This window comes from Silvimonas soli (assembly GCF_030035605.1).
In the GTDB taxonomy this organism is placed as follows: domain Bacteria; phylum Pseudomonadota; class Gammaproteobacteria; order Burkholderiales; family Chitinibacteraceae; genus Silvimonas; species Silvimonas soli.
Map to the genome: position 1 here is coordinate 80,864 of NZ_CP106736.1, position 15,655 is coordinate 96,518.

Here is a 15,655-nt window from a genome sequence, read left to right on the forward strand (position 1 = left end):
ACCCGGTAACCGCCACAAATCATAAGGAAAAATGCGATGGGTAAAGTTAGTCGGGCTTTGCTCCTGCAGGCCATCAAAGCCATCGTTCTGGTTGGCGGGTTATGCCAGAGCTCTGTCGCCCATGCCGATTATCCCGAGCAAGTGATTGACGTAAAAACCCGCCCCGACGTGACCCAGCGCTTCTTGTATATCGAACCGCCATCACCCAAGGCCGTGGTTGTGCTCTATGCCGGAGGTAATGGCGGTCTGCGCATAGACACCAGCGGACACCTTGGCTCAGGCAACAATAATTTTCTGGTGCGTACTCGCCAGCAATTTGCGAGCTCGGGATTTGCAGTAGCCGTGATTGACGCCCCGAGTGACCGACAAGACCCGCCTTATCTGAACGGTTTCCGGCAAAGCGCCGAGCACGCCACTGACAGCGCGGCGGTGATTGCATGGATACACGAACACACCAAGACCCCGGTCTGGCTGATCGGCACCAGCAGAGGCACGCAATCGGTCGCCGCCGCGGCCATTCGCCTCGCTGGCAGTGGCGGGCCGGACGGCATCGTGCTCACCTCAACCATTCTGACCGATGACCGCAGCACGCCGGTTCCGGCCATGGACCTGACCAGTCTGCGCATTCCGGTGCTGGTTGTGCATCACCAGCAAGACGGCTGCATGCATTGCCCGGCCAGCGCTTTGCCCGGCTTCATGGACAAGCTCGTGAACACGCCGCGCAAAATGTTGATTATGGAAACCGGCGGTCAGGATAAGGGCGATGCCTGTGAGGCGCTGGCGCACCACGGCTTCAATGGCATTGAAGCCAAAGTTGTGCAGGATATTGCAGACTGGATCAGTCCTCACTAGCTCGACAAGTGATGACGGCGCTCTGCCGCAAAACTCAATCCAGCTCTTGCGCCATCACTTCCATGATTTGCTCGCGCAGCCAACGCAGACCTGGGTCTGCCTGATTTCGCGGGTGCCAGCCCATCTCCATCGAAAACCGGGGCACTTCGCAGGGCGGCGCCAATATAGCCACGCGCCCCTGCCAGGTCGCTGCCATATGTGCAGGCACAGTGGCGATCAAATCACTCGCGGCCACCAATGACGGAACCAACAAAAAGCTGGGCACCGACACCAGCACCGTGCGCGAGCGCCCTAGCGCCGCGAGCGTCTCGTCGACAATGCCGTAGAAGCCACCGCCCACCGGCGATGTCAGCAAGTGAAACATACTGCAGAACCGATCCAGGTCAAGTGGTTCACGCGCAGCCGGGTGATCCAGGCGCAATACGCAGACATAGTTTTCCCGGTACAGCTCGCGGGTTTTGAGTTGTTCCGGCATGGATGGATGCGAGGCGATAACCAGATCGATTTCACCGGTACTCGTCAATTCCGGCAAAGCCGCCAGCGGCGGCTGCAACAAAGACAACTGACAGCCCGGCGCTCGCTCGCGCAAACGGCGCAACAAACCCGGCACCACTACTGAGTGCATGGCATCCGACGCGCTGATCCGCCAGGTGCGCTGGGCGCTGAGCGGATCAAACCCCTGCTGTTCCGCCACCAGCGCCAGCAACTGCGCCAGATAGTCACGCAACGGTTCTTGCAGCGCCTGCGCTCGTGGCGTTGGTAGCATGCCGCGCGCGCCACCCGGAATCAGCAGCGGATCATCAAACAAGGCACGCAACTGCTTGAGCTGGCTGGACACCGCTGGCTGCGACAGATTCAGCCGCGCCGCAGCGCGGGTTACGTTGCGCTCGGCCAGTAGTACGTCCAGCGACTTCAGTAGATTCAAATCAAGTCGGTTCAGATTCATGACTATTCAACGGTTAAATACCTTGAATAAGGATAATCCATTTCACGAATAACTCAGCAAAACTTAAGCTGGCTTCACGTTTTCAACAACCCGAATCGTGGAGCACATCATGAAAAACCTGCAGCAACAACGCGTTCTGATTATTGGCGGCAACACCGGCATGGGTCTGGCCACTGCGCAACGGCTGGCTCTGGCTGGCGCAGAAGTCATCATTGCCGGGCGCTCGCAAGCCAAGCTTGATGCGGCACTGGCCACCATCAAAGGCATCGCCAGTGCCTATACCGTGGACTTTTCCAGCGAAGAATCGCTGCAAAACCTGTTTGCCCGAGTGGGTCATATCGATCACCTGGTGGTAACGGCCTCCAGCAGCGCCGCTTGGGGTTCGATCCGCGATATCGATGGCGCCGCATTGCTGAAGGCATTTGAGCAAAAGGCCGTCGGTTACTGGCGCTCGATTCGCGCCGCCCTGCCTATGCTACGCAAAGATGGCTCCATCACCCTGCTAAGCGGCGCCGCATCGCGCACGGCCATTGCCAATACGGCTGGGCTAGCGGCGGTTAATGGCGCAATCACCCAGATGGCGCAAACGCTGTCGCATGAGCTGGCACCGCTACGCGTCAACGTCATTTCGCCGGGGCTGATCGACACCCCGGCCTACGACGATTTACCCGCCGATGCCAAAGCCGGGTTGTTTGCCGATATTGCAAAAAACCTCCTGGTTGGGCGTACGGGTCATTCGGATGAAGTGGTCGACGCCATTGAATTTGTGATCAGCAACGGCTTTACCACCAATGCGCTGATTGACGTTGATGGCGGTGCGCGCTGAACCGGCGCTCGCCAACAGGAGAACCCATCATGAAAGTATTACTGGTCTACGCCCACCCTGAACCCAATAGCTTTAACGGCGCCCTACGCGACATAACGGTACAGGCGCTGCTCGCCGCCGGACATGAAGTACGGGTAAGCGACCTTTACGCCATGCAGTTCGATCCGGTTTCTGATCGCCGCAACTTCAAGACCGTGAAGAACCCGGCGTTCCTGAAGCCGCAAGCCGAAGAAGTTTATGCCACCGAACAGGACGGCTTCGCTCCCGAGCTGGAGGCAGAAATCCAGAAGATATTGTGGTGCGATCTGATGATCTGGCAGTTCCCATTATGGTGGTTTGGCTTGCCCGCCATCCTCAAGGGCTGGGTGGATCGGGTTTTTGCCATGGGTCGCGTTTATGGTTATGGCCATGTTTATGAAACCGGCCTGCTGCGCGGCAAGCGGGCGTTGCTGTCGCTCACCACGGGCGGGCCGCAGGACAACTACATCGCCGGGGGTTTGAATGGCGATATGAACGGCATCCTGCGCCCCATTCATCGCGGCATGCTGCAGTTCACCGGCATGGAAGTGCTACGCCCGGAAATCCACCACAGCGCAGCACGCGTCGATGAAGACCAGCGCCGTCGCTGGCTGGATGAATGGGCCGCTCGCCTGGCCGGCATCCACAACGAAACTGCCATCGACCCCGGACAATACTGAACGACGGCGTACTTCACATGCAAGCAGACGGGCTGACCAATAATGGCGGCTCGTTACCCAATCCGCCCTTGGGTTTTTGGCGAGCATCGGCAAAGATGATGAGTAGCCATTGCAACCTGGCGCGAACCAGCATCCGCCAATGCGGTCGCACCCATACCCGCGCCAGCGCCTGCCGCCACCCCAAGGAGTTCATGATGTCGCACGACCTTTATCATTCACTCAAAACACTCAAAACGGCGGATGGCCGCCAGTTGCAGTACTACAGCCTGCCCGCTCTGGAAAGCGCCGGCATTGGCCGCATTAGTCGTTTGCCGGTATCGATCCGCATTGTGCTGGAATCGGTCCTGCGCAATTGCGACGGCAAAAAAGTGACCGATGCGCACATCAAGCAACTGGCCAATTGGGGCGCCAATGCGTCGCGCACAGATGAGATTCCGTTTGTGGTGGCGCGGGTGGTACTGCAGGATTTTACCGGTGTGCCGCTGCTGGCCGATCTGGCCGCCATGCGTAATGTCGCCGACAAACTGGGCAAGAACCCGAAGGTAATCGAGCCATTGGTGCCGGTTGATCTGGTGGTCGATCACTCGGTACAGGTGGACTACTACGGCACGCCCGACGCCCTGCGCAAAAACATGGAAATGGAATTCAAGCGCAATACCGAGCGCTACCAGTTCATGAAATGGGGTATGCAGGCGTTTGACACCTTCAAGGTGGTGCCGCCCGGCGTGGGCATCGTGCATCAGGTGAATCTGGAATATCTGTTCCGCGGCGTACAAGTGCGTGACGGCGTGGCTTTTCCCGACACATTGGTCGGCACCGATAGCCACACCACCATGATCAACGGCGTTGGTGTGGTTGGATGGGGCGTGGGCGGTATCGAGGCCGAAGCGGGCATGCTGGGTCAACCAGTGTACTTTCTCACGCCGGATGTCATTGGCGTGGAGCTCTCCGGCAAATTGCACGAAGGCATCACGGCCACTGATCTAGTCCTCACCGTGACCGAATTGCTGCGCAAAGAAAAAGTAGTCGGCAAGTTTGTTGAATTTTTTGGCGAAGGCGCGGCCAGCCTTTCGGTGGTAGATCGCGCCACCATCGGCAATATGGCACCGGAATACGGCGCCACCATGGGCTTCTTCCCGGTTGACGAAAAGACCGTGGCTTATCTCAAGGGCACTGGCCGACAAGACGATGAAATCGCCGCGTTTGAAGCGTACTTCAAAGCGCAAGGGCTGTTTGGTGTGCCCAACGCGGGCGAGATCGACTACACCCGCGTGGTTAAACTGGATTTGTGCAGCATCGTACCCAGTCTGGCTGGGCCGAAACGTCCGCAAGACCGCATCCCCTTGCCCGATATGCGCAAGAATTTTGAGGCGTTGTTCGTTGCGCCCGCAGCCGAAAATGGCTTCGCCAAAACTGCGGCAGACCTTGCGCGTCGGGTTGTAGTGAGCTTCGTTGCCAGTAGCCCGACCACCGAGATTCTGCAGGCGGAACATGGCGCAGCGCTGAACAAGGCGGAAATGGTCGATAACCGCCCGACGCCAGACCAGGTTTCGCCCGGCCATGCCAACGCCAGCCTGGGTAACGGCGACATTCTGATTGCCGCCATTACCAGTTGCACCAATACATCCAACCCGGGCGTATTGCTTGCCGCTGGCTTGCTGGCGAAAAAGGCGGTCGAAAAAGGTTTGTCGGTGAGCCCGCATATCAAAACCAGTCTGGCGCCCGGCTCGCGTGTGGTGACTGAATATCTGACAAAAACAGGTCTGCTGGAACCGCTGGCACAACTGGGCTTTGCTTTGGCGGGCTACGGCTGCACCACCTGTATCGGCAATGCGGGCGATCTGGCACCCGAGTTCAACGAAGCCATCACCAAAAATGATCTGATTGCCGCTGCCGTACTCTCGGGCAACCGCAACTTTGAGGCGCGCATACACCCGAACATCCGCGCCAATTATCTGGCCAGTCCTCCGCTGGTGGTCGCCTTTGCCATTGCCGGTCGCGCCAATATTGACCTCACCCAGGAGCCGCTGGGTAACGACCGGCATGGCCAGCCGGTTTTTCTCAAGGACATCTGGCCCGCCAGTGAAGAAATCAGCGCCCTTCTCAAATACGCCATGGATCCGGACACCTTCCGCCGCCTGTACAGCGATCTGACCAAAGATCTGGATTTGTGGAACGCCATTCCCGCGCCAGTCGGTCAGGTCTATAGCTGGCCGGACTCCACCTACATCGCCAAGCCGCCGTTTTTTGACGATTTTTCCATGAAGCCAGGCAGCATTGGCGAGATCAAAGGCGCGAAGGCTCTGCTGATCATGGGTGATTCGGTCACTACCGATCACATTAGCCCAGCCGGTTCATTTGGCGAGAAAACGCCCGCCGGCCAGTATTTGCTGGCGCATAACGTGCAGCGACCCAACTTCAATAGCTACGGCTCGCGTCGTGGCAATCATGACGTAATGATTCGCGGCACCTTTGCCAATGTGCGGGTCAAGAATCTGATGCTGCCCGCCAAAGCCGACGGCACACGCATTGAAGGTGGATTTACCTTGCTCGACGGCCAGCAAACCACCGTCTACGACGCGGCGCAGGTGTATATCCAGCGCGGCATTCCCACCATTGTTTTTGCGGGCGAAGAATATGGCACTGGCTCCAGTCGGGATTGGGCAGCCAAGGGCACCGCATTACTCGGTGCCAAAGCTGTGGTCGCCCGCAGTTTTGAGCGGATACATCGCAGCAATCTGGTGGGCATGGGCGTGTTGCCGCTGCAGTTCAAAGGTAGCGACAGCGCAGTCAGCCTGGGACTAAAGGGAGATGAAACATTTGATGTGCTGGGCGTAGATGAAAATCTGAAACCGCAACAGGATTTAACGCTGGTGATTACTCGCACTGACGGCAGCAAGCAGAACGTAACAGTGCTGTGCCGGATCGACACGCCAATTGAGGTGGACTACTTCAAGCATGGCGGCATCTTGCCGTTTGTATTGCGCGGACTACTGCAGTAGCGGGTTCGGATTGCATATCCAGGGGAGAGAAATATCTGCAGCCCGGATGAAGCCCGCGGGGCGGGAATCCGGGATGCCGTGTTGGCTGGTTCAAATACAAGCGGCGTATTGATATGTTGCGATCCCGGACCCCCGCTTCGCTTCATCCGGGCTACGAACTGCAATAAATATTTGCGACTAGTCACAAAATGGGTGATGTCACGAAAACATAGCGTGCAGCAGTGCGATTAAAACCCTCTCAAATAACATCAAAAACAATCCATAACAACATGAATATTATGATAAATAATAATGAAAATTCCAAAGACACACTGAAAGGAAGTTGCCTGTGCCAGGCCGTTGTTTATGAGCTAACGCAACTGGATATGCCCATCTGGATTTGCCACTGCCAAACTTGCCGCAAAGCTAATGCCGCCCGTGAAGTCGCTACGGCCGGTGTGCAACGCAGTCATTTCCGTCTGTTGTGCGGCGAAGAAAAGCTCACGGCGTTTGAATCGTCTCCGGGCAAGCGCCGTTACTTTTGCTCCGTGTGTGGATCGCATTTGTTCGCCGCAAGAGACGGGCAAACCCACGTGATTTTGCGGGTCGCCACCCTCGATACTGATCCAGGTCTGCGCCCGCTTGGGCATATCTGGACCAGTCAAGATCAACCCTGGCTGGATGGCTCTACCCAACCCTGTTTTGCCGAGCGGTCGTCTTGAGATGTCGGGTCGAGCAAGCCGCTCAGCCAGCAAGGTAAATATGCCTCTGTCCTGCCATTGATATCGCCGCTAAGGTGGATCCAACTCACACCCAGGAGCGCAACATGTTTCATCGCAAGTTGAAAGACTTTCCCGAAGGTTTCTTGTGGGGCGCTGCCTCGGCGGCTTACCAGGTAGAAGGCGCCTGGAATGTTGACGGCAAAGGTCCGTCGGTTTGGGATTCTTTTACCAAGATTCCTGGCAAGACATTTCAGGGTAGCAATGGCGATGTGGCGGTCGATCACTATCACCGCTTTGCTGAAGATGTCGCGCTCATGGCGCAAATGGGCATGAAGGCGTATCGCTTCTCGGTGAGCTGGCCACGCATTTATCCGCAAGGGCGCGGCGCGGTTAACGAGGCTGGCCTGGCCTTTTACGAACGCCTGATCGATGAGTTGATCGCTCACGGCATTGAACCCGTGCTCACGCTGTATCACTGGGATTTGCCCCAAGCCTTGCAGGACGAATACGGCGGCTGGGAAAGCCGCGAGATCATTGCGGATTTCGAACGCTATTGCGTCACCTTGTTTCAGCGCTTTGGCGGCAAGGTTAAATATTGGGTTTCTCTGAACGAGCAGAACTTCAACTTCACCAACGCTTTTCAATTGGGCACACATCCACCTGGCGTAGAAGACCGCAAGCGCTTCTTTGCCGCCAATCACCTGGCTTTTCTGGCTAATGCCACGGTCATTGCCGCATTCCGCAAGCACGTGCCCACCGGTCAGATTGGCCCGAGCTTTGCCTATTCACCCGCCTACCCGGCATCCAGCGCACCCGCTGACATCCTGGCCTTTGAAAACGCCGATGAATTCACCAATTACTGGTGGCTGGACGTCTATTGCTTTGGTCGCTATCCGCAAGCGGCGCTGCATTATTTGCAGCAAACCGGCGAAGCACCGCAGATTGAGCCGGGCGATCTGGAAATCTTCCAGCGCGGCCTGCCTGATTTTGTGGGCGTGAACTACTACTACACCACCACCTTTACCGAAAACCCGCTGGATGGCGTGGGCATGAAACGCATCAACACCACCGGCCAGAAAGGCACCACGCCATCCAGTGGCGTGCCCGGCCTGTATCGCACCGCGGCCAATCCCAATCTGGAAACATCCAACTGGGACTGGGCAATCGATCCGACTGGTTTGCGCATCGCTTTGCGCCGCATCTCCAGTCGTTACGCGTTGCCGATGATGATCACCGAAAATGGTCTGGGCGAGTTCGATACGCTACAAGCAGACGACACCATTCACGATGCCTATCGCATTGCTTATCTGAAAGGTCACCTTGAAGCCTGCCAGCAAGCGATTAGCGACGGCGTGCAGCTGCTGGGGTATTGCGCCTGGTCGTTTACCGACATCTTGAGCTGGCTGAACGGTTATCAAAAACGCTATGGCTTTGTGTATGTCGATCGCGATGAAACGCACGAAAAAAATTTACGACGAATTCCGAAAGACAGTTTTTACTGGTATCGCGATGTCATTGCCAGTAATGGCAAAAAGCTTTAAGAAAAACCAATAACATCATGATTTTTATAAACAAAATTCAAACATTGTTTTGCTGAGAAATACGTTTTTGGGGTGTCCAGTGGCTCGCTTTGGCGAGCCACTTTTTATTGCTTCGCCGCCGCAGTGGCAGATGCAGTGATGTGCTGCAGACGTTGATGAATCGGCTCAAACATCGAGTTGCTGCGGCGAATCACCGGGTCTGGTGCGTTCAGTTTGATGGCGGTCCAATACACGTCAGGTACTTTGAAATGACCTAGCTCGTAATCCATGCCATCCCAGACATCTTCCCGGAAACTGTAAAACGCCCAGTGGATTTTTGCCTGATCCAGCGCGCTCAATACATCCTGCAAATACGCGGCGCAACCCGACCACATACGCATGCAGCCAAACTCACCCGCCACCATCCGTTGCGGCGGAATATTGCGTGCTTTGGCCCAGTCCAGCGGCACCTGCATCCAGCGCGCAACCTGCTGTGCATCCCAATGCAGGGTCTTGCCCGCCACCGGCACGTCGCTAGGATAGGTGTATTGCGGCTGACGTGTGAGATTGTCCGGGCTGGTGGCTTCATACGGCTCATACATGTGAAAGCTGTACAGCACGCGTGAATCGGCCAGCGCACCAGGCCAATAGCTAAACATATCGGCGGCGCCATACCAGCCTGAATCCACCATGATTGGCGTGAGCGGGTCGACCTCACGAATGGCCTTGATGACCGCGTTATAAAACGCGGGCAAATCACGCGGGCCGCCGCGTTGCTGTTGATACCAGGCTTGTTGGGCGGCAATGTCGGCATGCCCGGCCAGACCACCGTTTTGTTCGGGAACCGGTTCGTTCAGCAGGTTGTAGGCAGCCACGGCGGGATGATCTTTCAATTCGCGCGCCAGATCGCGCCAGAAAGCCGCTGCTTGTTGCGCATATTTGGGATCGTGCCAAAGCCGGTCATCCAGCTGGCCACGATTGTTTTGTCTCCAGCGAGCGCCCGGCAAAGACAGCGGCGCAATCACCACTTTCAAACCTGCAGCCTGGGCTCGATCCAGCGTGGCTTTAAGTGTGGCCAGATCAGTTGGTTGCAGGCCGCGATAATCGCCAGCATTGCCGATCAGGAAGTCATGCTGCTGGCCCTGCCATTTGTCATAAGCTAGCCGCACCCACGTGGCGCCATAGGCATGCAGTGCGTCGAAGTAGGGCTTGGTGGGCGGCAGGCGATTAAAGCTGTTGCCGCCATATTGTGGCGTTTCCCAAAAGCTCATCAGATCCGCAGCATGGGTGAACGGCGCGGCCGATAAATACACGGTAGTGGCAAGCAATAAACGGACAAATCGGCGCAGCATTGCGAATCCTTGAACGATGGCTTGTGAGCAACCGCGCTAGCTTATAGTGATCGCCCTCTTTCAGGCATGGCCAGCTCGTTCGCAGCAATCCGGGTGTGTTGTTTACAGCAACCGGGAGATCTATCCGGCAGTTTCTTTCAGTACTTCCAGAAACTTTGCCGCCGCTGGCGACAGTGACCGGTCCGGGCGGCGATATACCGAAACTTCCCGGCTTAATTGCGGGCCGGTGAGTCGCACGCAGCGCAAATTAAACGCCTGCGCCATCGGCGCGACATAAGTCGGAGCGATCACCGCACCTAAGCCAGCGCCAGCCATCCCGAGTCCGGTGCTGACAAAACCGACCGTATATGACGGAGTCAGCGTCAAAGTCGGGTCTTGCGTTTGTAGCTCGGGCAACAGCCGTGTGCTGAAATCGCTTTCCATGATGATGATTGAATGCGCAGCCAGTTGTGACCACGCCACGCTTGCGCAACTGGCCAGCGGGTGATCCGACCGGCACCACAGCGCAAACGGGCTCTGAAACAACGGCGTGCGCAAGAGATGAGCGTCATTTTTGCGATCGGGGCCGACGGCAAAATCCACCTCACCCGCCACTACCGCATCGAGCATATTCCCCAGAAGCGTATCGACCAGTTTGAGTTCCACTTTGGGGTGGTCGGCGTGATAGCGCGCCATGGCTGGCGCAACCAGGGTGCAAGCCAGCATTTGCGGCGCACAGATGCGCACGCGCCCTTTTTCCAATGTCGCCAGGTCTGACGCGCTGCGCACCGCGCTTTGCAGGTCATCAAAAATCTGCCGCGCAGCAGGCAAAAACTCCGCGCCTGGCTGCGACAGAACTACCCGGCGGGTGGTGCGATCAAACAATCTGAAGCCGATTTCAGCCTCCAGGTCTTTTACCAGCAAACTTAGCGCTGATTGCGTCAGGTTGAGTTCGCGTGCGGCCTCAGTAAAACCGCCGCCCCGCGCCACTGCCAGAAACGCCCGCAATTGCCGCAAAGTGATATTCATGAGTTTTTCTTGATAATGGATTGAAATTATTCGTTTGAATGATAGGCGCGAAAAGGTTGAAATGCGAAGCATCCACTGCTGGCCGATCAAATAAGGACAGCCGCCGCGAGCCACAAGCTTGCAGGCGCGCGCCCGGCCGGAGAACAGACCACCAAGGAGGCGTTTGCGATGTGGGACAACCCGCTGGGTACCGATGGTTTTGAGTTTGTTGAGTATTCGTCTGCCAATCCGGCCGAACTGGCCGCGCTGTTTGAGCGACTGGGTTTTGTGGCGATTGCCCGCCACCGCCGCAAAAACGTCACGTTGTATCGCCAGGGTGATATCAATTTCATTCTGAATGCCGAACCCAACAGCCAGGCCGCACAGTTCACCGCCACGCATGGCCCGAGCGCCAATGCCTTTGCCTTGCGCGTGAAAGATGCCGCGTTTGCCGTCGAAGAGCTGAAAAAGAAAGGCGCCAAACTGGTCGAATCTGGCGCGGGCCCGATGGAATTGCAGATTCCAGCCATTGAGGGCATTGGCGGCGCGTTGGTGTATCTGGTGGATCGCTACGGCCAGCAGAGTATTTATGACGTGGACTTCCGCCCTATTCCCGGCGTGGATCAGCACCCTGCGGGCGTGGGACTAAGTTATATCGATCACCTGACCCACAATGTCGAACGCGGCCACATGGATTTGTGGGCGAACTTCTACACGGATTTCTTCAATTTCCGCGAGATTCGTTACTTCGATATCAAGGGCAAATCCACAGGATTATTCTCCCGGGCCATGACTAGCCCCTGTGGCAAGATCCGCATCCCCATCAATGAATCCGCCGACGACAAAAGCCAGATTGCCGAATACCTGCGCATTCATCACGGCGAAGGCATTCAGCACATCGCGCTGGCTACCGCGGACATTTACGGTGCCGTAGAGGCCTTGCGCCGCAACGAGATCCATTTTCTGGATACGCCCGACACCTATTACGAACAACTGCCAAAGCGCCTGCCCGATCACCATCAGGACATGGCGCGCCTGCAGCGTAACCGCATTCTGGTCGATGGCGAGCCACAAGATAAAACCGGCAAAGAAGACCTGCTGCTGCAAATCTTCACGGATACGGTCATCGGTCCGCTGTTCTTTGAAATCATCCAGCGCAAAGGTAACGAGGGCTTTGGCGAAGGTAATTTCAAGGCGCTATTTGATTCCATTGAAGAAGACCAGCGCCGACGCGGCGTGCTGTAACTACTCTGTAGCCCGGATGAAACGTAGTGAGAGTCCGGGGTTGCATTGCGTGGCACGGACGTAGGGTGCGCACTGGCGCGCGCCCGTAAACGGCTTGAACGCGTTCGCACCTTCCGGGTGCAAACCCTACACGAGATCGCATCATGCATGCTGCTGGCAAGTTGATTTATCAATCCGGCTTTGGCAATGAATTCGCCTCCGAGGCGCTTCCAGGCGCGTTGCCGCAAGGGCGCAATTCGCCGCAGCATTGCCCATACGACCTCTACGCCGAACAAATTTCCGGCACCGCTTTTACCGCGCCGCGGGCCAGTAATCGACGTAGCTGGTTGTATCGGCTGCGACCCACCGCCGGGCAAGTCACCAACCAGCGACTGGAGCACCCTGGTTTTCCGGCGCAACTGGAATCCGCCCCCGCGCCTGAACCCTTGCGCTGGAGCCCGCTCGGCGTGCCGGATGCACCCACCGACTTTATTGACGGTTTGCAGCTTTACGTAGGCAACGGCGACCCCGCTTTGCATGCTGGTTTTGGCATCTATCTCTATGCGGCCAACCGCAGCATGGTTGATCGAACTTTCTGCAATGCCGATGGCGAAATGCTGATCGTGCCGCAAGCAGGACGGCTGCAACTGGTCACCGAATTGGGCATTCTGGAAGTTGAACCGCAAGAGATAGTGGTGATACCGCGTGGTGTGCGCCTCAGCGTGCAACTTCTGGATGAATCGGCACGTGGGTATGTGTGCGAGAACTTTGGCACGCCATTTCGCCTGCCTGATCTCGGAGTGATCGGCTCCAATGGGCTCGCTGCAGCACGAGACTTTCTCTACCCGCAGGCGTGGTTTGAAGATCGGGACGTTCCCACTCAGCTGGTCAGCAAATATCTGGGTCACTTGTGGGCTGGCGTGCTGGATCACTCGCCGTTTGATGTGGTGGCGTGGCATGGCAATTACGCACCGTATAAATACGACTTACGCCGCTTTAACACACTGGGATCAGTGAGTTTTGACCATCCGGATCCATCCATATTTCTGGTGCTGCAGTCGATCTCGGAAACACCGGGCGTGGACAACCTGGACTTCGTGGTTTTTCCGCCGCGCGTACTGGTCATGCAAGACACTTTTCGCCCGCCGTGGTTTCACCGCAATGTCGCCAGTGAATTCATGGGTCTCATTCATGGCGCGTATGACGCCAAAGCCGATGGCTTTTTGCCTGGCGGCGCCAGCCTGCACCCGAGCATGACTGGCCACGGACCGGATGCCGCCACGGTGGAGCGCGCATTGCAGGCCGATACGCACAAAGCAGATTATCTACAGAACACCATGGCGTTCATGTTTGAAAGCCGTTTGCCCATGCGCCCCAGCGTAGCGGCGCTGCAAAGCCCAGAACGCCAGCGCGATTACGCGGATTGCTGGTCCAGCATTGCCAAGCGTTTCAAACCACAAGCATGAACCCGCCAGACCAAACGATTGAGGCTTTGCCATGTACGTATTGAATGAAACCCATGATCCGGCACAGCGCAGTTGGGTTGCCAGCGCCAACGACGGCGCAACGGACTTTCCGATCCAGAATCTGCCGTTTGCGGTGTTCCGGCGTGCGGCGACGGCCGAAGTGCTGCGAATTGGTGTGGCGATTGGCGATCAAGTACTGGATTTATCCGCCGCGCTTGATCTGGTTTTACCTGCCGAAGAAAAAAACGCTCCAACGGCGTTACGTTCTGCCTGCCAATCGACCAATCTGAATGCGTTGATGGCGCTCGATCACACGGCGTGGTCTGCGTTGCGGCTGGTATTGTCGCGCGCACTGCGGGTTGGATCGCCCGTTGCGCAGCAACTTGCGGCAATGCTCATCCCACAACTTCAGGTTGAGTTCGCCCTGCCCGCGCGCATTGGCGATTACACCGACTTTTATACGTCGATTCATCACGCCACCAACGTCGGCAAGTTATTCCGGCCAGATCAGCCACTGATGCCCAATTACAAATGGGTGCCCATTGGCTATCACGGACGGGCATCATCGATTGGCGTTTCCGGGCAGCGCTTTGCCCGGCCAACGGGTCAGACGCTGGCGCCGGGCGCGGTCGCACCGGATTTCGGCCCGGCGAAGCGCATGGATTTTGAGCTGGAATTAGGCGTTTTTATTGGTACCGGTAACGGTTTGGGCCAACGCATTGCGCTAGATGAGGCCGAAAGTCAGGCATTTGGCCTGTGCCTGCTCAACGACTGGTCAGCGCGTGATCTGCAAGCGTGGGAATACCAGCCGTTGGGGCCGTTTCTGGCCAAGAACTTTGCCAGCACCATTTCGCCATGGGTTATCACCACCCAAGCGCTGGTGCCGTATCGCCAAGCCTGGTCGCGCCCGGTGGATGATCCGCAGCCGCTGCCTTATCTTGATTCGCCCGCTCACCGCGCTCAAGGTGCATATGATATCGCCATGGAAGCGTTGATTTGTACTCCTGCCATGCGTGATGCGGGCTCGTCACCCGAGCGGCTGGGCCTGAGCAACTTTGGCTATGCCTACTGGAGCGTGGCGCAGATGATTGCGCATCACACCGTTAATGGCTGCAATCTGCAGCCGGGCGATTTGCTGGGTACGGGCACGCAGTCCGGGCCATCATCACATGAGGCCGGATCGCTACTGGAAATGACCCAGGGCGGCAAAGCGCCAATTACTTTGGCCAATGGCGAAACGCGTACTTTTCTGCAAGACGGCGATGAAGTCATCCTGCGCGCCTGGTGCGCCAAACCCGGCACGGTTCGCATCGGCTTTGGTGAATGCAGCGGACAAATCCTGCCTGCGCTGCCTCTAGGCTGATGTGTGGTTAGTACTGATCCAGCCAGCAAGGATCAACAAGGAGAAAACCATGTCCCGAGCCACACCACAGCCCTTGGTGCTTTACAGCTACTTTCGCAGCTCGGCGGCGTATCGCGTGCGCATTGCGCTCAATTTGAAAGGGCTGGATTACCGCACAGTTCCGATCCACCTGGTCAATAACGGTGGTGAACAGCATTCCCCCGGATACCTGGCCGTAAATCCGACCGGACTGGTGCCGGCGCTGGTGGCCGACCATGTGGTGCTGACCCAGTCGCTGGCGATTATCGAATATCTGGAAGAAACCGCCCCCAAACCTACGCTACTGCCCGGCACTGCGATGGATAGAGCCAAAATCAGGGCGCTGGCACTGACTATCGGCTGTGAGATTCATCCACTCAACAATCTGCGCGTATTGCAGTATCTAACCGGGCCACTTGGGCTCAGCGAACAAGCGCGGCAGGAGTGGTATCGGCATTGGGTTGACGCGGGATTAACAGCCGTCGAAGCCATGTTGGCGGATTCATCCAATGACCTGTTTTGTCATGGCGAAACACCAACTCTGGCCGACTGCTTTTTGATCCCGCAAGTATTCAACGCCCTGCGTTTTGGTGGTTCACTGGCCAACCTGCCGCGCATTCGGGCCATTTACGAGCATTGCACAGAACTTGAAGCCTTCCGGCTGGCTGCGCCCGCAGCGCAGCCAGATGCGGCTTGAACT

General features: G+C 57.1%; 13 protein-coding genes. 10 read left to right on the forward strand and 3 right to left on the reverse strand.

Translation table 11 applies throughout. The features are described 5' to 3' along the window. Positions 1–36: 36 nt before the first annotated feature. Positions 37–852 carry an alpha/beta hydrolase gene (locus tag N7220_RS00315; protein WP_283149477.1) on the forward strand — a complete coding sequence of 272 codons (816 nt, stop codon included), beginning with the start codon at positions 37–39 and terminating at the stop codon, positions 850–852. Between the two features lie 34 nt (positions 853–886). Here the strand turns inward: N7220_RS00315 and N7220_RS00320 are convergent, their stop codons facing one another. Further along, positions 887–1,798: a LysR family transcriptional regulator gene (locus N7220_RS00320; RefSeq protein WP_283149478.1), complete on the reverse strand. Its 912-nt coding sequence runs from the start codon at positions 1,796–1,798 to the stop codon at positions 887–889. 109 nt (positions 1,799–1,907) lie between these two features. On the opposite strand from N7220_RS00320, the gene N7220_RS00325 reads away from it, so the two are divergent. From N7220_RS00325 to N7220_RS00345, 5 genes are all read left to right on the forward strand, one after another. Further along, positions 1,908–2,624 carry an SDR family oxidoreductase gene (locus tag N7220_RS00325; RefSeq protein WP_283149479.1) on the forward strand — a complete coding sequence of 239 codons (717 nt, stop codon included), beginning with the start codon at positions 1,908–1,910 and terminating at the stop codon, positions 2,622–2,624. Between the two features lie 29 nt (positions 2,625–2,653). Then, the gene (locus N7220_RS00330; RefSeq protein WP_283149480.1) at positions 2,654–3,322 is read left to right on the forward strand and encodes an NAD(P)H-dependent oxidoreductase; all 669 of its coding nucleotides are present in this window, start codon (positions 2,654–2,656) and stop codon (positions 3,320–3,322) included. 194 nt (positions 3,323–3,516) lie between these two features. After that, positions 3,517–6,324: an aconitate hydratase AcnA gene (gene acnA, locus N7220_RS00335; RefSeq protein WP_390901593.1), complete on the forward strand. Its 2,808-nt coding sequence runs from the start codon at positions 3,517–3,519 to the stop codon at positions 6,322–6,324. Between the two features lie 278 nt (positions 6,325–6,602). Further along, entirely contained in the window at positions 6,603–7,025 is a 423-nt protein-coding gene (locus tag N7220_RS00340) for a GFA family protein (RefSeq protein WP_483409576.1), read from the forward strand. A gap of 104 nt (positions 7,026–7,129) precedes the next feature. Further along, positions 7,130–8,566: a glycoside hydrolase family 1 protein gene (locus N7220_RS00345; protein WP_283149483.1), complete on the forward strand. Its 1,437-nt coding sequence runs from the start codon at positions 7,130–7,132 to the stop codon at positions 8,564–8,566. A 104-nt stretch (positions 8,567–8,670) separates the two neighbouring features. Here the strand turns inward: N7220_RS00345 and N7220_RS00350 are convergent, their stop codons facing one another. Both N7220_RS00350 and N7220_RS00355 read right to left on the reverse strand, forming a co-directional pair. Beyond that, complete coding sequence (locus N7220_RS00350; RefSeq protein WP_283149484.1) at positions 8,671–9,897, reverse strand: glycoside hydrolase family 5 protein; 1,227 nt, start codon at positions 9,895–9,897, stop codon at positions 8,671–8,673. Positions 9,898–10,017: 120 nt separating this feature from the next. After that, the gene (locus tag N7220_RS00355; protein WP_283149485.1) at positions 10,018–10,905 is read right to left on the reverse strand and encodes a LysR family transcriptional regulator; all 888 of its coding nucleotides are present in this window, start codon (positions 10,903–10,905) and stop codon (positions 10,018–10,020) included. Positions 10,906–11,073: 168 nt separating this feature from the next. Between N7220_RS00355 and hppD the strand changes: the two genes are divergently transcribed. The 4 genes from hppD (at position 11,074) to maiA (ending at position 15,652) form a co-directional block, all read left to right on the forward strand. Next, positions 11,074–12,129, forward strand: coding sequence for a 4-hydroxyphenylpyruvate dioxygenase (gene hppD / locus N7220_RS00360; RefSeq protein ID WP_283149486.1), 1,056 nt, complete (start codon positions 11,074–11,076; stop codon positions 12,127–12,129). Positions 12,130–12,272: 143 nt separating this feature from the next. Continuing rightward, on the forward strand, positions 12,273–13,574 hold the full coding sequence (hmgA, locus tag N7220_RS00365) for a homogentisate 1,2-dioxygenase (protein WP_283149487.1): 1,302 nt from the start codon (positions 12,273–12,275) through the stop codon (positions 13,572–13,574). 31 nt (positions 13,575–13,605) lie between these two features. Continuing rightward, the gene (gene fahA / locus N7220_RS00370) at positions 13,606–14,937 is read left to right on the forward strand and encodes a fumarylacetoacetase (protein WP_283149488.1); all 1,332 of its coding nucleotides are present in this window, start codon (positions 13,606–13,608) and stop codon (positions 14,935–14,937) included. A gap of 49 nt (positions 14,938–14,986) precedes the next feature. Next, entirely contained in the window at positions 14,987–15,652 is a 666-nt protein-coding gene (gene maiA, locus N7220_RS00375; RefSeq protein ID WP_283149489.1) for a maleylacetoacetate isomerase, read from the forward strand. Positions 15,653–15,655 lie beyond the last annotated feature (3 nt).